This window comes from Ensifer sp. R-19 (assembly GCF_049905105.1).
Taxonomy (GTDB): Bacteria; Pseudomonadota; Alphaproteobacteria; order Rhizobiales; family Rhizobiaceae; genus Ensifer.
Genome location: NZ_CP184570.1, coordinates 735,947 through 757,564 on the forward strand (window position 1 = coordinate 735,947; position 21,618 = coordinate 757,564).

16 protein-coding genes are annotated in these 21,618 nt (G+C 62.1%); 9 read left to right on the forward strand and 7 right to left on the reverse strand.

What is annotated here, in order from left to right; translation table 11 throughout:
- Positions 1 to 200: 200 nt before the first annotated feature.
- The 8 genes from ACN9MO_RS22705 to ACN9MO_RS22740 all read left to right on the forward strand — a co-directional run bounded on the left by ACN9MO_RS22705 (position 201) and on the right by ACN9MO_RS22740 (position 13,980).
- Positions 201 to 4,565, forward strand: a complete 4,365-nt coding sequence (locus ACN9MO_RS22705; protein ID WP_057251130.1) for a putative Ig domain-containing protein — start codon at positions 201 to 203, stop codon at positions 4,563 to 4,565.
- 250 nt (positions 4,566 to 4,815) lie between these two features.
- Positions 4,816 to 5,811 (forward strand): LacI family DNA-binding transcriptional regulator, encoded by a 996-nt coding sequence (locus tag ACN9MO_RS22710; protein ID WP_057251131.1) that lies wholly within the window; start codon positions 4,816 to 4,818, stop codon positions 5,809 to 5,811.
- A gap of 51 nt (positions 5,812 to 5,862) precedes the next feature.
- Positions 5,863 to 7,155: an ABC transporter substrate-binding protein gene (locus ACN9MO_RS22715; protein ID WP_057251185.1), complete on the forward strand. Its 1,293-nt coding sequence runs from the start codon at positions 5,863 to 5,865 to the stop codon at positions 7,153 to 7,155.
- A 72-nt stretch (positions 7,156 to 7,227) separates the two neighbouring features.
- On the forward strand, positions 7,228 to 8,160 hold the full coding sequence (locus tag ACN9MO_RS22720) for a carbohydrate ABC transporter permease (RefSeq protein WP_057251132.1): 933 nt from the start codon (positions 7,228 to 7,230) through the stop codon (positions 8,158 to 8,160).
- A complete protein-coding gene (locus ACN9MO_RS22725; protein ID WP_057251133.1) occupies positions 8,153 to 9,046 on the forward strand; it encodes a carbohydrate ABC transporter permease in 894 nt (297 codons plus the stop codon). Before ACN9MO_RS22720 ends, ACN9MO_RS22725 begins: the two co-directional genes overlap by 8 nt.
- 2 nt (positions 9,047 to 9,048) lie before the next feature.
- Positions 9,049 to 10,755 (forward strand): GH32 C-terminal domain-containing protein, encoded by a 1,707-nt coding sequence (locus tag ACN9MO_RS22730; RefSeq protein ID WP_057251134.1) that lies wholly within the window; start codon positions 9,049 to 9,051, stop codon positions 10,753 to 10,755.
- Positions 10,756 to 10,767: 12 nt separating this feature from the next.
- Positions 10,768 to 11,814: an ABC transporter ATP-binding protein gene (locus ACN9MO_RS22735; RefSeq protein WP_425987877.1), complete on the forward strand. Its 1,047-nt coding sequence runs from the start codon at positions 10,768 to 10,770 to the stop codon at positions 11,812 to 11,814.
- Between the two features lie 756 nt (positions 11,815 to 12,570).
- Positions 12,571 to 13,980: an ISNCY family transposase gene (locus ACN9MO_RS22740; protein WP_425987880.1), complete on the forward strand. Its 1,410-nt coding sequence runs from the start codon at positions 12,571 to 12,573 to the stop codon at positions 13,978 to 13,980.
- Here the strand turns inward: ACN9MO_RS22740 and ACN9MO_RS22745 are convergent.
- Together ACN9MO_RS22745 and ACN9MO_RS22750 are read right to left on the reverse strand one after the other, a co-directional pair.
- Positions 13,967 to 14,704: a hypothetical protein gene (locus tag ACN9MO_RS22745; protein WP_057251186.1), complete on the reverse strand. Its 738-nt coding sequence runs from the start codon at positions 14,702 to 14,704 to the stop codon at positions 13,967 to 13,969. The genes ACN9MO_RS22740 and ACN9MO_RS22745 overlap by 14 nt on opposite strands.
- A 389-nt stretch (positions 14,705 to 15,093) precedes the next feature.
- A complete protein-coding gene (locus ACN9MO_RS22750; RefSeq protein WP_057251137.1) occupies positions 15,094 to 15,792 on the reverse strand; it encodes a TetR/AcrR family transcriptional regulator in 699 nt (232 codons plus the stop codon).
- Positions 15,793 to 15,976: 184 nt separating this feature from the next.
- Between ACN9MO_RS22750 and ACN9MO_RS22755 the strand changes: the two genes are divergently transcribed.
- Positions 15,977 to 16,459: a RidA family protein gene (locus ACN9MO_RS22755; protein WP_057251138.1), complete on the forward strand. Its 483-nt coding sequence runs from the start codon at positions 15,977 to 15,979 to the stop codon at positions 16,457 to 16,459.
- Between the two features lie 122 nt (positions 16,460 to 16,581).
- Here ACN9MO_RS22755 and ACN9MO_RS22760 read toward each other — a convergent pair whose 3' ends face one another.
- Genes ACN9MO_RS22760 through ACN9MO_RS22780 form a run of 5 tightly spaced genes read right to left on the reverse strand, consistent with a single transcriptional unit; the run spans position 16,582 to position 21,617 of the window.
- A complete protein-coding gene (locus ACN9MO_RS22760; protein WP_425987883.1) occupies positions 16,582 to 17,940 on the reverse strand; it encodes an MATE family efflux transporter in 1,359 nt (452 codons plus the stop codon).
- Complete coding sequence (locus tag ACN9MO_RS22765) at positions 17,941 to 18,519, reverse strand: peroxidase-related enzyme (protein WP_057251140.1); 579 nt, start codon at positions 18,517 to 18,519, stop codon at positions 17,941 to 17,943. It abuts the gene before it with no gap.
- Position 18,520: 1 nt separating this feature from the next.
- A complete protein-coding gene (locus ACN9MO_RS22770; RefSeq protein ID WP_057251141.1) occupies positions 18,521 to 19,027 on the reverse strand; it encodes a CMD domain-containing protein in 507 nt (168 codons plus the stop codon).
- Between the two features lie 33 nt (positions 19,028 to 19,060).
- Positions 19,061 to 20,533, reverse strand: coding sequence for an NAD(P)-binding domain-containing protein (locus ACN9MO_RS22775; RefSeq protein ID WP_057251142.1), 1,473 nt, complete (start codon positions 20,531 to 20,533; stop codon positions 19,061 to 19,063).
- Positions 20,534 to 20,546: 13 nt separating this feature from the next.
- The gene (locus tag ACN9MO_RS22780; protein ID WP_057251143.1) at positions 20,547 to 21,617 is read right to left on the reverse strand and encodes an ABC transporter ATP-binding protein; all 1,071 of its coding nucleotides are present in this window, start codon (positions 21,615 to 21,617) and stop codon (positions 20,547 to 20,549) included.
- Position 21,618: the final 1 nt, after the last annotated feature.

Sequence of the window (21,618 nt, forward strand, 5' to 3'; positions counted from 1 at the left end):
TTAGCGTCCTCGCCGGCGAAAAAGTCACATACAGGGTTACTTCATCTGGCACTGTGAATTCGAACAGCGCAGGCTTCGCGATTTACAAGAACGCTGGCGTTAATATGTCTGACGGCACTTCATTTGAAGCATATGCTGCACCCGGCGCGGAGTTGAATCTAAACGCTACATTGACAATACCCGCTGACGATACTCAATTTGTGGTTTACGCTTGGAGCGAGCCCGCTGGCGGAACCGTACAGGCGACGGTCACATGCGTTGGAAAGAGCGACCAGACCATCACCTTCAACAACCCGGGCCCGCAGAATTTCGGCACGACGCCGACGCTGACGGCGAGCGCCAGTTCCGGGCTCAGCCCCGTCTTCACCTCCGCAACCACCGGCGTTTGCACCATTGACGGCGCAGGACAGCTGAGCTTCGTGACGACCGGGACCTGCACGATCAATGCCAACCAGGCCGGAGATGCGTCCTATAACGCTGCCCCGCAGGTACAGCAGAGTTTTGCCGTCAACCCCGCCGTTCCGATTGCCGGTGCGCTTTCGGCGACAGTCAGCGCCAACTCGTCGGCAAACCCCATCACCTTGAACCTTTCCGGTGGAACAGCGACGTCGGTGGCGGTCAGCGCGCCGGCTGCGCATGGCACGGCGACGGCTGTGGGAGCCACCATCACCTATACGCCGACGCCAGGCTATGCCGGCCCCGACAGCTTCACCTATACGGCGACAAATGCGGGCGGCACATCGTCGCCGGCGACGGTTACCATCACCGTATCGGCCCCGACCGTGGTCGTTTTGCCCAACAGCTCGCTGCCGGCCGGGACAGTCGGCACAGCCTACAGCCAGACGCTGACGGCTTCCGGCGGCACAAATCCCTATTCCCTCTCTGCAGCCGGGACATTGCCGACCGGCCTTACGCTTGCTTCCGGTGGCGTGCTCTCCGGAACGCCGACCACCGCTGGGAGCTACAGCTTCGAGATCACCGCCACGGACAGCTCAACCGGCCTTAACGCGCCATTCTCGGGTTCCCGGTGGTACACGGTGAACGTCAACGAAATTCCCCCGGTTGCAGGCGCAGTAGCCGCGACGGTCAATGCGAACTCGTCGGCGAACCCGATCACGCTGAACCTTTCCGCCGGTACGGCGACGTCGGTGGCGATCGGCACGGCGGCTTCGCACGGCACGGCGTCGGCCTCCGGCACGACCGTTACCTATACGCCGATACCAGGCTACTCCGGCTCTGACAGCTTCACCTACACCGCCACGAATTCAGCCGGCACCTCTTCGTCCGCGACGGTCACCATCACGGTGAACCGACCCACACTGGCCCTGTCGCCAGCAGCAGGGCCGCTGCCCGGCGGCACGACCGACGTTGCCTATAGCCAGTCAATGACCGCATCGCTCGGCACCGCGCCCTATACCTATGGGCTCACCATTACCTCCGGCACGCTCCCAACGGGGCTGTCTTTCAATACCGCAACAGGCACTCTTTCCGGCACCCCGACGACGACAGGCACCGTCAACTTCACCGTGTCTGCAGTAGACACCTACGGTGCGAGCGGCTCGGCCGCCTATTCGCTGACGACCATATTGGGGCTGCAGGCGCCCGTCGCCGGCAATGCGTCCGCGACGGTCGATGCCAATTCGGCGAACAACGCAATCACGCTCGCCCTCACGGGCGGCGCCGCAGATAGCGTGGCAGTTGCGTCGGTACCGACCCACGGCACCGCGTCGGCTTCTGGCACGACAATCACCTACACGCCGACATCAGGCTATTCCGGCGCCGACAGCTTCACCTACACGGCCACCAATATCGCGGGCACGTCCGCGGCCGCGACGGTCACGATCACCGTGAGTGCGCTGCCAAAATTGTCGATCAATGACATAAGCCAGGCCGAGGGTAGTTCCGGCACCACCAGCTTCACCTTCACGATATCGCTGGACAAACCGGCCGGTGTTGGCGGGGTGACCTTCGACATTGCGACGGCAAACGGTACGGCCAACGCCACTGGCGACTACACAACCAATTCCGCAAGCGGTCAGGTCAGCCAGGGTGCGACCGACGCCACGTTCACAGTGCTTGCGCTGGGTGATACGGACTTTGAGCCGAACGAGACATTCTTCGTCAATGTCACAAACGTCGCCGGCGCGACGGTCGTCGACAACCAGGGTATGGGCACTGTCCTCAATGACGACGCAGCGCCTGCTCCGTCGATCGCCAACATCACCCCGAATGCCGGGGGCACGACCGGCGGCACGGTGGTCACCATTAGCGGTACGGGTTTCACCGATACGACTGCGGTTACCTTCGGCGGCGTTACCGGGAGCAACCTCACCGTCGTCGACGACGGTGAGGTCACGGTGACGACGCCCGCTCATGCCGCTGGAGCCGTAGTGGTTGCCCTTACTACTCCGAACGGAACCGATACGTTCAATGGTGGCTTTACCTACCAGACATCGGTTCCGACGATCACGGCATCGGCCTCCGACAGCAATCCGGTGCTCGGCACATCGGTGACCCTCACGGCGACCTTGGCCGGCGGCGCGTCGCCGACGGGAACCGTCACCTTCAAGAACGGATCCACGACGCTTGGAACCGGCTCCGTTTCCGGCACCACGGCCACGTTCAGCACCGCGGCGCTGGCCGTTGGCGTGCATTCCATCACCGCCGAATATTCCGGTGATGCCAACAATGCCGCTGCGGTCTCGGCCGCCGTGACCGTTACGGTCGGGCCGGTTGCTCCAAGGGTCACTGTCTCGGTCTCCGACAGCAATCCGGTGCTCGGCGCATCGGTGACCTTTACGGCGACCTTGGCCGGCGGCGCGTCACCGACGGGAACCGTCACCTTCAAGAACGGATCCACGACGCTTGGAACCGGCACCGTGTCCGGCACCACGTCCGCCTTCAGCACCGCGGCGCTGAGCGTCGGCGCGCATTCCATCACCGCCGAATATTCCGGTGACAGCAACAATGCCGCTGCGACCTCAAGCGCTGTCACGGTCACGGTGGCTGCCTCGGCCATGACGTTCAGCCCCGCCGGCGGGGCGCTGCCCGAGGCCATGGCTGGTGAGGCTTACAGCCAGCAGATCTTCGCAACGGGGGGAGCGGGAGCGCTAAGCTACAGCCTCAAATCCGGCACGTTGCCGGCCGGAATGATCCTCAACATCTCCACTGGCGAGTTGACGGGTCCCCTCGATACGGCGGCCGAGGCGAAGGACTTTAGCTTCACCATCGAAGCGCGTGACGGTCACGGCACCACCGGAACGGCAAGCTACACTCTGACGGTCAAAACACGCGCCGTCACCGTCACTGACAAGACAGTCGACGTTCCGTCTGGCAGCATGCCGGTCAATGTCAACCTCGAGGCCGGCGCCACTGGCGGCCCGTTCACTGATGCGAGCCCCACATTCGTGGAACCGGCCAATGCCGGCACGGCGAGCATCGTGCGGGGTGAATTTGCCGCAGCGGGTCCGACGCCTCTCGGCTGGTATCTGAAGTTTATCCCGAACCCGGCCTACTCGGGTACTGTGCGGGTTGGCTTCAGGCTGATGAACGCGCAAGGCGCCTCCAACACCGGTACGGTGACCTACAAGATCGGCTACAATCCTGCCGAGGTCGCCGATAATATTGATGACCTCGTGCACGGTTTCGTCCAGACCCGGCAGGGCCTGATTGCCTCTTCGATCAGGGTTCCGGGCCTTCTAGAACGTCGGCAGCTGGGCAACGCCACGGATCCAGTCACTGCCCGTATGACGCCTTCGGAAGATGGCATAACGGCCAGCTTCGCGACCAGTCTTGCGCAAATGGAATCGGCCGGCGGCTATGCCCCGCCGTTCAACGTCTGGATCGACGGCACGCTGATGGCGCACAAGCGAGACGAGAACGACGACAAGTGGGGCAGCTTCGCCATGCTCAATCTCGGCGCCGATTATCTGATTTCTGAAAAGGCGCTGGTCGGCCTGTCGCTCCATTTCGACCGGATGACCGATCCGACGAAGGAGGACGCCGAATTGACGGGCAACGGCTGGCTCGCCGGCCCCTATGCCTCGCTCGAGATCGGCAAGGGCGTGTTCTGGGATACAAGCCTGCTCTATGGCGGCTCGGCGAACGACATCGACACAGCCTTCTGGGACGGTTCGTTCGACACGAAACGCTGGTTGATCGACACGGCGATCATGGGCGAATGGCAAATCGACGAGGCCACGGTGCTGACGCCGGAGCTCCGGGCTGTCTACTTCAACGAGACGGTCAAGGACTATAGCGTGCGCAACGGTGCGGGCGACGAAATCACCATCGAGGGCTTCGACGCCGAACAGTTCCGAGTAAGTCTCGGGGCGGAGATCGGGCGTTCCTTCACCCTGGAGAACGGCTCCACTGTGACGCCGAAGCTCGGTGCAACAGCCGGTTATGCCGGTCTCGACGGCTCCGGCGCCTACGGCGCACTGACCGCCGGCCTGACGCTGGAGACCGTCGATTTCTGGATGCTCGACGCCAGCCTCCTTCTCGACATCGAGGGTGACGGCCAGAAATCTGTTGGCGGACGGGTGAGGGCTGCAAAGCAATTCTGAGCAGGCCTGACCCCGACTGAAACAGAAAGCCGCAGTGGACGCACAGCGGCTTTCGTCCCTCTTGAGCCCCAACCTCTATTTCGCGTCATCGGAGGGTTGTTCGCCGTCTTGGCGGAGCGATGTCGGGCGCGAAGCTCTACGCAGCGATCATCTTCCAAGGCTTATGGTGGCGTTTCGATCGGGTGACCGCTTGACAATGGGGCCGGGTTTGAACTAATGGGTAATCGATAACCCACAAAGGGCACAAATCGTGACAATCTCCCTTTCTGACATCGCGGAGCGTGCGGGCGTCTCAGTGAAGACGGTCTCCGGCGCATTGCACGGCGGGTCCGCTCGAATGTCGGACGAGACCCGTCAGAAGGTCAAGGCGATTGCGGAGGAACTCGGCTATGTAACGAACCTGGCGGCGCGCGGCGTGCGTCAAGGCTGGCTTCCGCTGGTCGGCGTTGTGTCCGATGGGTTGATCACCTCGCCCTTCGCCACCGAAATTGTGCGAGGACTCGATGGGGCTGCGCGCAGCGCCGGCATGGCCGTCTTCGCTGTCAACCACAGCAGCGGACAGTCGATTGGCTCGGTGCTCGACGAAGTGCAGCAGTTCCGGCCGCGCGCCGTTGCCTACGCCGCCATGTATCACAAGGACGTCGATCTGCCGCCAACCCTGGCCGGTTCCGTCGGGGTCATGATCAACTGCCGCGAGGCCTCGGGCCGTGTCACGTCGCTGGTCCCGGACGAAGAGGGCGGGGCACGTGAGATCGTGCGTTACCTGCTGGCCGCAGGCCGGCGCCGTATCGCCTTCATCAACTTGCCGGGCATTCTGGCCGGGTCCTTGCGCGAGAAGGGCTTTCGTGCGGCGCTGGAGGAGGCAGGCATCGACCCGCTCGGCGTGTTTCCGGCCGTGCGCCGCAGCGTTTACAGCGACCGCGCGCCAAGCCTTGTCTCGTCCCATGTGGAGGCACTTCTTTCCGGTCAGCGGCCGGACGCCATCCTGTGCGGCAACGACCGCGTGGCGATGGAGGTCTATGCCGCGCTTGCGCGTGCCGGCCTTCGCATCCCGGACGACATTGCGGTGGCAAGTTTCGACAACCAGGTCGAGCTTGCCTCGCGATTGGATCCGCCATTGACGACAATGGCCCTGCCGCACCGCGCGATGGGCCGCCTTGCCATGGAGATCCTGCTCGCCGGGCAACCTGAGCCGCCGCATCTGCGGCAGTTGCCCTTCCATCTGGTCGAGCGGGCATCCGTCTAAATTCAGTTTTGTGATCGCATTCAACAGGAGGAGAAAACAATGACTGCGCACTTGGGTAATCGTTTACGCAATGCACTCTGCGCCGCCACCGCGCTTTTGGGGAGCGGCGGTATTGCCGACGCAAAAACCGTCGTTCATGTCATGCACCAGGGCGATCCGGGCTGGGTGAAGGCCTATGGCGATGTCGCCAAGCGCTTCGAGGACGCCAATCCGGATGTCGACATCGAACTGATCTACGCGCCGCACGACGCCTATAACGAGAAGTTCAGCGCCGCCGTCATGGCCAAGCAGTTGCCGGACGTGATGGAACTCGACGCACCGTTCCTCGCCAACTACGTCTGGTCCGGATACCTGCAGCCGATCAAGCCGCTCGTCGATAAGGATGTCCTTGACGACATGACCGGCTCGAACATCGCCCAGGGCACTTATCCGATCGATAAGGACCTCTATGCGATCGGACTCACCGACTCCTCGGTCGTCCTCTACGGCAACAAGAAATATCTCGAAGCCATCGGCGCACGCATTCCGAAATCCGTCGACGACGCTTGGACGCGCGAGGAATTCGAAGGATATCTCGAAAAGCTCTCCAAGCTCGAAGGCGTGAAGTGGCCGATCGACACGTTCCGCGGCTACGGCATCAAGACCGAGTGGATCACCTATGCCTATGGCCCGCTGCTCGAAAGTGCTGGCTGTGATCTGATCGACCGCAAGGCGTGGAAGGCGAGCGGTACGCTCGACAGCGAAGCCTGCGTCAAGGCGCTGACCATGATGCAGACGTGGGTAAAGAACGGCTGGGTCGTTCCGACGTCGTCGGGTACCAACCAGTTTTATGCCGAAGGCCAGCCGGCAGCACTCGCCATGGGCGGGCACTGGTTCTATGCGGAAGCCGCCGCCGCGATGAAGGACAATATCGTCGTCATGCCGCTGCCAAAGATCGGTAAGAAGGGCGTCAGCCCGAACGGCACCTGGATCTGGGGCATCTCGGCGACCTCCGAAAATCCTGAGGCCGCGGGCAAGTTCCTGAGCTTCCTTCTGAAGGACAAGGACTATCGCGACTACGCCAAGACCCAGTCGGCCTATCCGGGCCTGAAGAGCTTTGCAGCGGAATCCCCGCTCTACGCTGAAGGCGGACCGCTTGCTGTCGCCTTCGAACAGGCCTCGAAGTCCGCGGTCGCCCGTCCGCCGCACCCGGCCTATCCGACGATTACCTCGGCCTTCATGCAGGCGGTCGACAAGATCTTCAACGGCGGCGACGCACAGGAAGCCCTGACGGCCGCCGCCAGGAAGATCGACCAGGACATCGAGGACAACGCCGGCTATCCGCCGTTCGACGAACAGCAATAAGGCGTTATCGCAGGGCCGTCACTCTGACCGGCCCTGCGCCATCTCGGGAGGATGAGCGATGAGGAGGAGACCATGACTTTGCAACAGACGTCTGCGCCGGCCATTCCGCGCGTCGGCAGGCGACGTGACCGGCAGCGATTTTGGCAGGAAGTCGCGATGATCGCGCCCGCCGTGCTGCTGCTCGCCATCTTCCTGATCACGCCGTTCCTTCTGTCCTTCTGGACGGCGATGACCAACCAGCCGCTCGTACCGCGCCCGACGCCGGTGCGCTTCGTCGGCCTCCTGAACTTTCAGCGCGTCTTTACCGATCCGCTGTTCTGGACGTCGCTGTGGAACGTCACGCGCTTCACGGTCTGGGTGCTCCCGGTCCAGTGCGGTCTGGCCTTCCTGACGGCGCTGCTGCTCCACCAGAAGCTGCCGATACGCAATCTTCTGCGCGGCATGTTCTTCCTGCCGGCGATCACCTCCATGGTTGTCGTCTGCGTGATCTGGGGCACGCTGTTTCAGTATCCGAGCGGTCCGCTCAATCAGATCGTCGGCTTCTTGTCCGCTGGAATGATCCAGCCGATCGATTGGCTCGGCGACCCGAACTGGGCGATGTTCTCGATCGTGCTGCTGTCGGCCTGGCAGGCCTATGGCTTCCAGATGATCATCTACCTTGCCGGCCTGCAGGGCATTCCGGAAGAGCTTTACGACGCCGCCCGCATCGATGGGGCAAGCGCGCTGCGCCGCTTCTGGCACGTGACCATGCCGGGCCTGCGTCCCACCCATGTCTTCGTGCTGGTCATCACGACGATCCAGGCTTTCAAGCTCTACACCCAAGTTGCAATCCTCACCCAGGGCGGGCCGAAGGAAAGCACGGAGACCGTGGTGCACTACATGGTGCGCGCCGGTTTCGAGGAACAGAAGCTCGGATATGCCTCTGCCGTCTCCGTCATTCTCTTCGTCATCGTTCTTCTGATCGCGCTTCTCCAGCGCAAACTCCTGAGGCGCTTCGATGTCTGATCTCGTGCTCAACCAGCCCGCCCCGCTGGCCATATCCCGGGGCAACAGCAAGACGGGCCTGCGGGCCGTCCAGACCGTCTGCATCTTCATTGTTGCTCTGGTGATGATTTCGCCACTCTTCATGCTGCTCATTGCCAGCCTCAAGGACGACCGCTTCCGCATCCTTGCGGACATGGGCAGCTTCCGCGCCTTCTGGGTGAGCGACCCGACGCTCTCGAACTACAGGGAGATCGCCAATTTCTCCGGCGAGCTTGCCTATGGCCGCTACCTGTTCAATTCGCTGGTGATCCTCGTTGTCACCGTCGTGTCGGGACTGATCATCAACTCCATGGCAGGCTTTGTGCTCGCCTGGGGCTCGCTTCGCGGCAAGGCGGTCCTGCTTGCGCTCGTCGTTGCGCTCTATGTCATCCCGCAGGAAAGCATCATCATGCCGCTCGTCGTCATGATGTCGCGGGCAGGGCTGACGGACACCTTTGCCGTCCAGATCCTGCCCTGGGTAGCAAGCCCGCTCTATGTCTTCCTCTTCTACCAGTTCTTCGCGCAACTGCCGAAGGAACTCTATGAAGCGGCGGAAATGGACGGAGCCTCGGCCTTTCGCATCTACCGTTCGATCTACATGCCGCTCAGCCTGCCGGCGCTCGCAACGGTGTCGATCCTCATGGGGATCGAGAGCTGGAACCAGTATCTCTGGCCGACACTCGTAACGCAGACCGACCATGCAAGGCCGATCTCGGTCGCAATTGCCACCTTCTTTGGACAGGACAGCATCTACTGGGACCGCGCCATGGCCGCGTCCGTCCTGATGATGATCCCCGTCCTCATTCTCTACCTCGCCTTCCAGCGCTGGTTCGTAAGCTCGTTCGTCGGCTCCGCCGTGAAAGGTTGACTATGACTTCCCAAACAAAACTCGCGAGCCCCGCGCTTGAAATCATTGAGGCCGCGTTTGCCGCCGGCACGGTGCTGCATCTCTGGATCAAGGCGCGCGAAACTGGCGGCAAGGCGAAGCTCTTCGTGAGTGTCGAGCGCAATGACATCGCCGATCCGTCCACGCGCCGCACCGAGGAGTTCGAATTCTTCGCGGTGACGCTCGGGACCGGTGGCCACACTGTACTTGCCTATGATGCGGAAACGACCGCGCTCTCAGTGGTCTACGCATTCCATCCGCAGACGGTGCTGGAGGAGGGGATCCGCGTGTTGCACCACGACATGCGTACCGCACCGCCTCAGGTGCCGGCCGGCTACCACTTCCGGCCGCCCTTCGGCTGGATGAACGACCCGAACGGTTTCGGCCGTTTCGCCGGCCGCGGCCATCTCTTCTACCAGCACTATCCGCACGGTTTGCGCTGGAACACCATGCATTGGGGACACGCCGTCTCGACAGATCTGATCCACTGGACGCACCTGCCGATGTTCCTCTTTCCGGCGGATCATCTGTCCGAAAGGGACGACGGCCGCGGCGGCGCCTTTTCCGGCTCGGCCATCCCCATTTCCGGACCTGAGGGGGAGGAGATCCGCGTCTTCTATACCGAACACGTTCGCGATCGGCAGCCGGAAGAGCAGATCCAGCTCTCCGCCCTCAGCCGCGACGGCATCGTCGCCGGTGCATCCGAGGTGGTTCTGCCGGTCCGTCCGGAAGGCTTGAACCTCACCACCGACTTCCGGGATCCCTACGTCTTCAGGGGCCCGGACGGCCGCTGGAAGATGCTGCTCGGCAGCCGCGACAGGTCGGGCGGCGTCGTTCTGCTCTATGAGACGACGGATCGACAAGGCGCTGCCGGCTGGACCTTCCTCGGCATCATTCATCGCGAGGACCGTTTCGGTATGACCGCAGCGGAATGCCCCTGCATGGTGCCGCTCGGTGGGAAGGCGGACGATCCGGATACCCGTTGGGCGCTGATCTTCGGCCTGCTGACCAGCCGCGATCCCGCAACCGGCCGGCGTAACCTGACGTCGGTTACCGTCGGCCGCTTTGACGGCCGCAAATTCCTGGCCGAGTTCGAGCAGGAGCTGGATTTCGGTTCCGACGCCTATGCCTTCCAGGCTTTCGTCGACGGCGACGAGCCGGTTGGCATCGCTTGGCTCGCCAACTGGACGGACTTTTCCAAGAAAGACGACTTCCCGACCGCAATGACGCTGCCGCGTCGTGTGCTTCTCGACGGAGATGCCGTTCTGACGCCACCGAGCGTCGCAGCGGAAAGCCTCCGCCACATGCTGCTCGACGAAGCGGCGCTCGCTGCCGGCGAGACGGTTCCGCTTGAAAGCGGCGCGGTCGAGATCGTACTCTCGCTGCCCAAGCCCGGCGCTTCGTTTGAACTCGCCTTCGATCACCCGGACGTCAAGCTCGGCGTGAAGCTTGATGGCGACGGCCTGGCGATCCTCTTTGATGCCGGCACTGGCAAAGAGCCGCCGCGATACCTCGCATCCGGCGCCAAGCCTTCGGAGCTGCGCATCTTTCTCGACGCAGGTTCCATCGAGGTGTTCGCCGACAACGGCCGCTGGACCGGCACCAAGCGCATTCCGGGATTTTCCGCCGCTCGTTCGGCGACGCTAACCGGTGCCGCCGCCAGTGCAAAAATCTGGCAACTCAAGCTTTAAGGGAGGAAGACAATGGCATCGGTAACGATCGATCGCGTTTTGAAGCAATATGGGGCAGCCTCCGTCATCCACGGCGTTTCCGTGAATATCGAGGATGGCGAGTTCGTCACGCTCGTCGGCCCGTCCGGCTGCGGCAAGTCCACGCTTCTGCGCATGCTGGCGGGGCTGGAGGACATCAGCGGCGGCGAGATCCGCATCGACGGCCGCATCGTCAACGAGGTGGCGCCGAAGGAGCGGGACATCGCCATGGTGTTCCAGAGCTACGCACTCTATCCGCACATGACGGTCGCCGAGAACATGGGCTTTGCCCTGAAACTGCAGAGCCGCGACAGGGCGACGATCGACCGGCTTGTCAGGGAAGCCGCCGGTATTCTGGCACTGGAACCGCTGCTCGATCGCTTGCCGAAGCAGCTCTCCGGTGGCCAGCGCCAGCGCGTGGCAATGGGGCGCGCAATTGTCCGCCATCCGAAGGTGTTCCTGTTCGACGAGCCGCTGTCCAATCTCGATGCCAAGCTGCGCGTGACGATGCGCAGCGAAATCAAGGAATTGCACCAGCGGCTCGGTACCACCATCGTCTACGTCACGCACGACCAGATCGAGGCGATGACCATGGCCGACAAGATCGTCGTCATGCGCGCTGGCCGCATCGAGCAGATCGGCAAACCGCTCGACCTCTACGACCGCCCAGATAACACCTTCGTCGCAACCTTCATCGGCTCGCCTGCGATGAACCTTTTTGAAGGCGACATTGGCGACGGTGGCTTCCGTATCGAGGGCGGGCTTTCCCTGCCGCTACCGGGGTTCCTGGGCGGCAAAGAAGCCCGAACCTACGGCATCCGCCCGGAAGACCTCGAGCTTGCCGAAACGGGCATTCCAGCAACGGTCCTGACGGTTGAGCCGACAGGCGCTGAAACCCATCTTTCGGTGCGCGTCGGCACGCAGACGGCCGCTATCGTTCTGCATCGACGCGCGGACCTTCGCCCTGAACAGCAGGTCCACCTCGCGCCAAAAGGAGAGAAGATTCACCTCTTCTCCGCGGGGGGCGCCAGGATTAACTGAAACGGCATGCATGTCGCGAGAGGCCGTTGACCCATTCGGGCAGAGACACGCCATCCGCCAAGCTCCTTTGGAGCGTATAAGGAGGCCGAGATCGATGCGGCGGCGGACGTTGGTTCGGAATCATTGCTCCGCTCCAATGGCCCGTGTGACGTCACCAAAGGACCGACGACGCCTCGACGAACAACCCGTCGAGCACCTGGTTCAGTGTGCCGGTAATGACCTCTAGCTCTACGTAGGTAGCGAGGACTACCGCTGCCAGCATGGACAAGGCCGATCCGATTTCGATCGCTGGCATGCGTTCGCGAGGAAGGGATATCGTAGCGCTCTCAGGAGTGGCGACGAACAGGTGATCGGCATCATGCCGGTTGTCGTTGGCTGCGCGAAGGAGACGAGACGGGCGAAAACGCTTATGTCCGCTCTTATCGCATATGCTGAGGTATCTTTCGCAGGGTGAAGTGGGCATCGGAAACGTCCATGACCGAACCAGAGTTGGATTACATTGTAGGCGACTCAACTGCATCGACCGTTCCCGGGGTAACTGTTGCGCTGAGGTTTGCGTCGCGCCCGCGTTTCGCGGGAGGCCGGGTCAAGCGCGGCGAGGCAAGGATCAGCCGCAATCCATGTTTTCCGGCATATCCGATAGTTCCATAATGTATGTTATGTGATCCTTGTGTGTAGCCGCAAAGTTAAAGTGTCCTGTTTCTGCAAAGTAAGAATGTCACTCTCCCCGGGTTTTGATGACCTGGGAGATTGCGGATGGGATTGATTGCGATGAGCGAGCGTGACCTGCAGCGGATCGAGATTTTGTCGAAAGTGACCGCCGGGCGGATGACGTTGGCGTCGGCGGCGCGCGTGCTTGAGCTGAGCACCCGCCAGGTGCGTCGGTTGCTGGAGCGGATCAACACCGGCGGTGCGGCTTCGATCCGGCATAAGGCAATCGGCCGGCCCTCGAACAATCGGATCAGCGACGGTGTTCGGGATTATGCGGTGACGGTCGTTCGCGAACGCTATGTGGACTTTGGTCCGACGCTGGCGGCCGAGAAGCTTGCCGAGCGTGATGGTCTGACGGTGTCGCGCGAGACCCTGCGCCAATGGATGTCTGAGGCCGGCCTGTGGCTGTCGCGCAAGCAGCGGCGGACGTTTCATCAGCCACGCTTGCGGCGCGAGGCCTACGGTGAACTGGTGCAAATCGATGGATCCGAGCATCGCTGGTTCGAGGATCGCGGTGACCCATGTTCATTGCTGGTGTTCATCGATGATGCGACCGGCAAGCTGATGCAGTTGCGGTTTGTACGCTCGGAAAGTGCGTTCAGCTATTTCGAGGCGCTCGAGCTCTATCTGAAGGCGCATGGGGCTCCCGTCGCCTTCTATTCCGACAAGCATTCAGTGTTTCGGGTTGCGAAGAAGGATGCCAAGGGCGGTCAGGGCATGACCCAGTTCGGGCGTGCACTTTGCGAGCTAAACATCGAGATTCTTTGCGCAAACTCGAGCCAAGCCAAGGGCCGGGTCGAGCGGATGAACCGGACGCTACAGGACCGGTTGATCAAGGATCTGCGCCTGGAGGGCATCTGCGGCATGGACGACGGCAACGCTTTCCTGCCTCGGTTCATGGAGCGCTATAACCGCCAGTTTGCCATTACCCCTGCCCGATCTGATGATCTGCATCGGCCGCTGAACCTTGCCCCGGATCGGCTGCGCGACGTCCTGTGCAAACGTGAGCAGCGCTATGTCGGATCGCAGCTGACGTTTTCGTTCGAGCGCCAGCGGATCATGCTGGAGGAGACCGCGGTGACGCGCGGGCTGGTCGGTCGCTATGTCGAGACCTACGCGCTTGCCGACGGCAGGCTGGATGTGCGCTGGAAGGGGCATTCCCTAACCTACCGGGTGTTCGACAAGGACCAGCGGGTGACGCATGCGGCGATCACCGAGAACAAGCGGCTCGGTGATGTCCTGGCCTACATCAAGGAGCGTCAGGAGCAGCAGACGAAGCCGGCCTTAAAGACGAACAGCGAGAAGATTGGCTACAAACCGCGGGGCCGCAAGCCGGGCAAGCGGACGGATTTCATGACCGATCCAGCGGTCATTGCTCGGCGGCGACAGGCGCTTTCCCAGCGAAGTGCGGTGGAGCAAGGGCAACCCTACCCGGCACAGTTCAATGGAGAATAAACTCGGACTGCATGTCCGATTCCAGCTTTAAACATGCAGGCCACAAGGGTGTCTTGTGGTAAGTTCCGCGCTGCCAAATGGTCAGTCCCTCGCGCTCTTCGTGCAGCAATCCCAGCCAGCACAGCGGGCGAATGATATCGTAGCGGAGCGCCGACCGTTCCGCCCAGGTTTCGACAGTCATTTCTGCTGGCTCGGGGTACGATTCGCTCGGGTATAGCTCGTTCGCCAGGTCGTCCAACGAACAGCCCGTTTCTGCTTTCATATTGATAAGATTGAGAAAGACGTGCCACCAACGCATCCGATTACGGACAGCCTCCTGCGTCTGCCCGTAGTGGATATAAGCATAAAGATAATCCGTCGCGATCAGATCGAAGAAGGCCTGCGGTCTCGCCAGAAAGTCTCGGCCGCGTTGGGTTGGTACCAGTACGTCCTTTCGCCGCCGAAGAAGCCGCAAGTACTTGAGCATGTCACGCACGACCAAAAGCGGCGGCATATCGGCTTCGTTGAGAACCTTGTTGATGCTGTATAAGTCGTCCGACGTGTAGCCGGGCCAATCGAAGTGAACAGCGGCCCAGTGGACGAACTTGCGGTTCATCGCCCCCGACGCGGTCAGACCGATGCCTCCCTGGGTCTCTGCGTAGGAAACCGTCATGGCCATGCCGCGAAGCAGTGGCGACAAAGCGGCTACATCGACGTCACCCATCAGCCTGATTTCCGGAAGCATCGCGAGATCCTGGCCCTGCACGTTCAGCTGCCAGCAACATCTACCAGGAACGCATTAATTGAAACTGAGAAAGCTAAAGCCGAAGGGGTGCCCTACGCCCGCCCCCTCCCTTCCCTTGCAACCCGGCCCAGCCGGTCCGGTCGGGGGCTTGCCTCAGCGCCAGTGGAGATGTCGGCTGTCGCATTTCTAAATGGCTGAAGACGTATCCAAAGTGACATTTTAACTTTGCGCCAAAGCGGACAGTTCAACCTGGCCGCCACATGGTCTGTAGCGGCATTTTAGAGATGCGACACATAGGCCAGTTAGAGATGCGACAGTCGTCGCCCCGTTCTCCCTCTTGTCCTCGCCGCTAACAGCACGTCGACAAGATTGCCTCGCCGCGAGCGTCCTCACTGTTTCGGGGTCAGGCCATCGAGAAGGAAATCGAGGCCCTTCCTGAAGGTGCCGTCCCAATCGTTGTCCAGCAACAGCCGCGAGCGCTCGATCGTCGGATAGCGTTCACTGAGCTGCGTAAGGCGCTGCTGCGCGGCCGCTTTGTCTTCGTCCGATCGGTCGAAGCTCGCGAGCGTGACGGTGGCGCCCAGGACATGGTTCCAAAGCGACCAGATTGTCACGTTTAGATCCGCGTCTGCGACACCGGCTCTGGACAAGGCCGTGCCGAGCAGCTCCAGACGGCCGAGGACGTTTGCGCCAAGTGCCCGGCTCGGCAAAAGCAATGCCGACCAAGGATGACGCAGCATGCTGGCGCGCCAGTCTTCGAGCATATGGACGACTTCTGAACGCCAGTCCTGGGACTCACCTGTTTGCCAAGGGCCGCGATATTCGAGCACCGAGTCGAGCGCGAGATCGAAGACATCCTCCTTTGTGTCGACGTGCCAATAGAGGCTCATCACCCCCGAGCCGCAGCGATCGGCCAGCCGACGCATCGTCAACCCGTCGACGCCTTCAGCGTCAAGCAGTTCCACCGCGGTCGTTACGATACGTTCTAGAGAGAGCGAGGCGTCGCTACGCGGTTCCTGCCCGGGTTGGCGTTTCACATTTGCCCGTGGTGATCGTTTCGTCCGCGTGCCGCTACTTTTGGCCGCCATTCCGTCTTCCTCGTCAATCAGTCCATCGAATTTGGCCGGAAACACGATGAATGTCGACCCTCGCCCGTTGACTCGTACGCTGTACGATGCAAATAAATCGTACAGCGTACGAGTCATTCGTCAACTCATGGTCAAATCATGCCGGCGGGAGAGCCGTGCTCATGGCGTTGGGAGCGAGAAAATCATGTCACGCACAGTCAAGCATGTGCATATCGGAGGGCTAATCATCATGAATATCGGAATCCCCAGTGCGGCAACGGCGAATGAGAGCAAGCTGACCATTGTCAATCCCAAGACCCTCTACGACCCCACGCCGAACGGCTATAGCACCGCGGTGGTCACGCCCCCCGGTGCTCGGGTGGCCTACATTTCCGGACAGGGCGGCCAAGACGGCACGGGCGCTTTGTCACCCGACTTCGCCGTTCAGGTTAAGCAAGCCTATGCGAATTTGCGCGCAGCCCTTGATGCGCTCGGCGCACGCCCGGATCAGGTCGCCAAGCTCACGATCTTCGTGGTTGACCACGACATGTCAAAGCTTGGCGTATTGACCGAGAACGTCAAGGAAATGTTCGGCACGGCGCTGCCGGCACAGACCCTGGTTCCCGTTCCCAAGCTTGCAATCGATCCTATGCTGTTCGAGGTCGAAGCCGTCGTCGTTCTGCAGTAGGAATGCGCGGACAAGGTCCGCGAGAAATTGTCTATAGAGCATCGCTTCCAGCGGGGCGTGAGATGCAACCCGCACCGCTGGACTTGCGCCCTGCCCTGGAACGACGCACCCGAGCGACGCAATCAGCGAGGCGCTACCGTACCTGTCTGAAACGTACGGTCGGCCAACCGTGGCAGCATAAGTCGAAACGCAAGGCTGCGGGCACTTTGGAACAGGATCAGCGCGATCCATAGTCCGTCATTGCCGAAGACAGGCTGTAGGACCGCCCAGGCTGCAAAGTAGATGACCAGCGACGCCACCATCAGGTTTCGCATCTGTCGCGACCAGGTGGCGCCAATGTAGACGCCGTCCATCTGAAAGGCGACGATGCCGAAGATCGGAAGTGCTGCGACATAGGGCAAATACCTATGCGCGAGCGCGGACACGCTCTCCGTTGGGGCGGTGATGCCGATCACCCAGTCGCCGGCGGCAAGCAGCGCGAGTGCCACAAGACCGGCGAAGACGAAGCCCCACAATGTCGTCAGTCCCACCGCACGATCAAAGGCCGGCCGATAGCGTGCGCCGACCGCGCGGCCGGCAAGCTGCTCCGCCGCTGTTGCCACCCCGTCGAGAAAAGCGACGCCGAAGAAGTAGAAGCGTAGAAGGATCGTATTCGCCGCAAGAATCTCGATACCGAGCATGCCGCTCTGGCGCGTGAAGAAGGACAGGCCGATCAGAAGCGCGAAGGAGCGGATCATCATGTCGCCATTGACCGAAAAGGCGCGACGGAAAGCAGCAAGGTTCGGCAGGTTCCATGCGGTTCGGTCGGTCTTCGCCCAGACGAGATAAAGTCCAGCCAGCGCAGTAACCGCCTCGGCCACCAGCGAGGCGGCCGCAACACCCGCCACGCCCCAGCCGAGGCCCAGGGCCCAGGAGATGCTCAACGCTGCATTCAGCGCATTCAGCAGGGTTTGCAGGATCATGCCCCAGAGCGCGTCGCCACGTCCGATGATCCAGCCGAAGACCACGAAATTGAACAGCACGAAGGGTGCCGACCAGACACGCCAGGCGAAATAGGTGGCGGCCGCCTCGGCGACCTTTCCTTCCGCTCCCATTGCGGCAAGGCCAAGCGCGCCGAGCGGCTTCTGCAGCGCGAGCAGCGCCAACCCCGCGACGAGCGCAATAATGAGACCGCTGGCGAGCATGCGCTGCTCTTCGCGCCGGTCACCCGCCCCTAGCGCCTGCGCGGTGAAACCTGTGGTCGCACCACGCAGGAAGTTGAAGGTGACGAAGATGACGTCGAAAATGACGGTGGAAAGCGCCACGCCCCCGATCAGGGCCTCATCGCGCAACTGACCAATGACGCCGGTCGCGACGAGCCCGACGAGTGGGCTCGACAGATAGGCGATCATCATCGGCAGCGCGATGCGGAGCACGTCGCGATGGGTGATGTCGAAGGGGCGGACCGTAAAGCCCGCGTGGTCGGAAGGCGCGTGTCCCACTCAATCCAGCCGGTGCGGTTCGCCGAGCGTATGCATCAGCCGGTTGGCCCAGCCGAAGATCGCGACCGCATGAATGAGATCGATAATCTGGAGGTCGTCGAGACCGATCTCGCGCAAATGGTAGAACTGGTAGGCACCGACATTGTCGGGATGGGCCGTAAGGTCAACACCGAAATTGAACAGCGCCTGCTCGAATTCCGGCAGGTTCGCGTCGAGGCCGCGGTCATAGATTTCGTCCACCACCTCCGGCCGCCTTTCGAGCTGGATGTAACGAGCCGCGTGGACGGACGCGCAATAGATGCAGTGATTGACGAAGGAGGCGGCGAGCGCTCCGATCTCCCGCCCGCCGCGGGAGAGCCCGCCCTCGCTATACATGATGTCGTTGAAGAGCGGCGTGCGCTCCTTCAAGGTTTCCGGCTCGTTGGCGAGCACCAGGACATAGTCCGAGATCTTCTTGTTGGAGGGCGTGATCTTCAGCGCATCGAGCTGTTCGACCGTCGCCGTTTCGACATCGACCGATTTGACATAGGGCTTCCAGTCGAGGGGCTCGATGGTGAATTCGTGTACGGGTTGCGACATCTCAGTTGTCCCTCAGCATCTTGAGGCCGGCCACCACCAGCACCTGATAGTTCACGAAAGCGATGAGGCCGGCGAGCGTAACGATGTCCCGGTCGTCGAGCCCTGCGGCGGTGAGCTTTTCGATGTTGGCGCGCGTCGCCTCCTTCGGGGAAAGCGTGACAAGATCGACATGGGCGAGGATCGCAACAAGGCGCGTATCCGCACCTTCGGCCCCGTTGCCTGGATTGGCGATCGACACCAGGGCGGAGCCCCCCTCCTCACTCTCGAGCAATTCCCGGAAGTGGGCGGCGAGCTCCTGCGACTTCCACAGTGCCGCCATGCGTGCGGCAAGCGCTGCCCTCAGCGCATAGGAGAAGTTGCGCGCTTCGGCGGGACGAAGGGCCGCCTGGTAGCTCGTCTGGCTCAGGTGCTTCAGCTTTGCCCGCTGTTCGCGCAGCGCCTGAAGGTCGGGGAAGCGATCAAGGCCTAGTACGGTATCGATCACGTCGTTTGTCGATGGAGCGGTCATTGGCTTTTCCAGTCGTCTGAAATTCGGAGGGGTTCATGCCGTCTTCTGTGCCGGCGTTGGCGCATCGGCATCGACCCATTCGGTCCCGTCGAGTTCCGGCTTCTCGTAGGCGATGAGCGCTTCCCAATGGTAATCAACGTCACGAATGAAGAGCGAGGCGGCAACACCGCGCGCCAACCACAGGGCGCCCTCGCTAATGGCAGGGATATCGCCGCTGACCTTGCCGACGCTGACGGATGCGCCGTAGTTGAAGCAATGGATATCCATCAGCCAGGGTGCTGCACCCGGCTCCTTCTCGGTGAAGGAGAAGTCTCCGTTCAGCCAGGGGAAGCGCCCAAGTCCGGGGTTCTCCTCGCCTGCCGGCGGCGTATAGCGGTGCTCCCAGCAGGCGATCTGGTCCTGATAGGGCGCTAGCTCGCCGCGGCTCCATGGATCGATGGTGAAACCCGTGCCGAGAATGACGAAATCGGTGCGGAAGACGCGGCCGCTGGTGGTGGTGATGACGACCTCGCCGCCCTCCTCCTTCATCGACCGAATACCGCAGTCGAAGTGGAAATAGGCGTTCGCATGCCGACTGACGCGCAGCGTCGAGTTGTGCGGCGCCGGCGTCTGCTGCTTGGCCGCATAATCCATCAGGCGCCAGCGCCATTCCGGTGAAATCTCGGCAAAACCTGCGGTGACCCCGTAGGAGCCGATGCCCATCAGCTTGTTGACCGTCGGCATCTCCTTGCGGCGGGCGAGAAGGCGCACCTCCCCTGCCCCCTGCTCCAACGCTTCTGCCGCATTGTCGACCGCCGAAGCGCCGACGCCGATGACGACGACGCGTTTGCCCTTCAGTCGATCGAAGTCGATGTCGTCGGCCGAATGCGCCCAGGAGGTATGCCGCTCCATGCCCCTGACGAAGTCGGGAATAGTCGGCTCACCCAGACCGTCGCGGCCGGTGGCCATCACCAATTTGCGGGTGACGATCGCAGGCTTTGCCCCACCGGCGATTTCAAGTTCCAGCAGCCCGTCGGCGCGCGGCACGACGCGGGTGACGTGCGTGTCGTTCTCGACCGGAATGTCCATCACATCGCGATACCAGCGCAGATAGTCCATCCACATCGGGCGCGGAATCCGGAACAATTCCTCCCATTCCGCTTCGCCATGGAGTGCCGTGAACCAGGCACGGAAGCTGAGCGAGGCAACCCCGAGCGCCGGGCCAAGAAGGATCTTCGGCGAGCGCAGCGTTTCCATGCGTGCGTAGGTTACCCATGGCCCCTCGAAACCCCTGGGCGCACGGTCGACGATGCGCAGATTGGCGATGCCGGCGCGCGTCAGGGCATGCCAGGCGACAAGCCCGCACATGCCGCCACCAATGACGACCACATCGCTCACCGGGTCGCCGGCCGAGGTGGTGACGAGCTTCGACCAATTGGCTGGCGGGTAGTTGAGATAGCTGAGATCCTGCCTTACCCGCGCGTTCAGCTCCGCAAGCCGTTGCTGTTGTTGTAGATTGTTGATCATCCCGGTCTCCAGTTCAATTCGCCAGCAGGACGGCGTCCCGGTCGCGCCAGCCCACCCACACGTCGTCACCCTCGATATGCGAAAGCGCGACGGGATCGATCTGGACAAGAAGGCTGCTGCCGTTTTCGAGAGCGACGGTCAGCGTGGTGTGCGCGCCCTTGAAGACACGCTGATCGACGCGTCCCTTGAGCGCCGGCCGTCCCTCGGGCTTGCTCGACAGGCAGTAAAGCGCCTCCGGCCGAAGCGCCAACGTGGCGCGTTCACCGGGCACGGGCGACGTCCCGTTCACGTCCGCGTGCACGACATTGCCGCGCCATTCGACAGCAGCGATTCCGTCCGAAACAGAGACGACGGCACCCTCGAGGAAATTGCTCTGGCCGATGAAATCCGCGACGAAGCGGCTGCGGGGCCGGGCATAGAGCTCATCGGGGCCGCCCATCTGCTCGATCCTGCCCTTGTTCATCACGACGATGACATCGGACATGGTCAGCGCCTCCTCCTGGTCGTGGGTGACGAAGATGAAGGTCTTGCCGGTCTTCTGCTGGATCGATTTCAGCTCGATCTGCATCTGCTGGCGCAGCTTCGCGTCGAGGGCCGAAAGCGGCTCATCGAGCAGCAGCACGTTCGGATCGGGCGCCAGCGCCCGCATCAGGGCCACGCGCTGGCGCTGTCCCCCGGAGAGCTGGGCGGGCATGCGCTCGGCATGGTCCTGGAGCGAGACAAGGGAGAGAAGCCCGGTGACCCGTTTGTGGATCGCCGCGTGCTGCATCCCCTTCAATTCCAGGCCGAAGGCGATGTTGCGGCCGACCGTCAGGTGCGGGAAAAGCGCGTAGTCCTGGAAGACGATATTGACGTTGCGCTTGTTGGGCGGCAGGTGCGAGATCGGCTTGCCTTCGAGATAGATCTCCCCTGAGGTCGGGCTATCGAAACCGCCGAGCATACGCAGGGTCGTCGACTTGCCGCAGCCGGACGGGCCGAGCAGCGTGACGAACTGGCCCGGCTCTATCGCCAGGTCGAGATCGTCGACGGCGGTAAGGGCCCCATAGGATTTGTTGACGTTCTTGAAATGGACGACAGGCTGCATT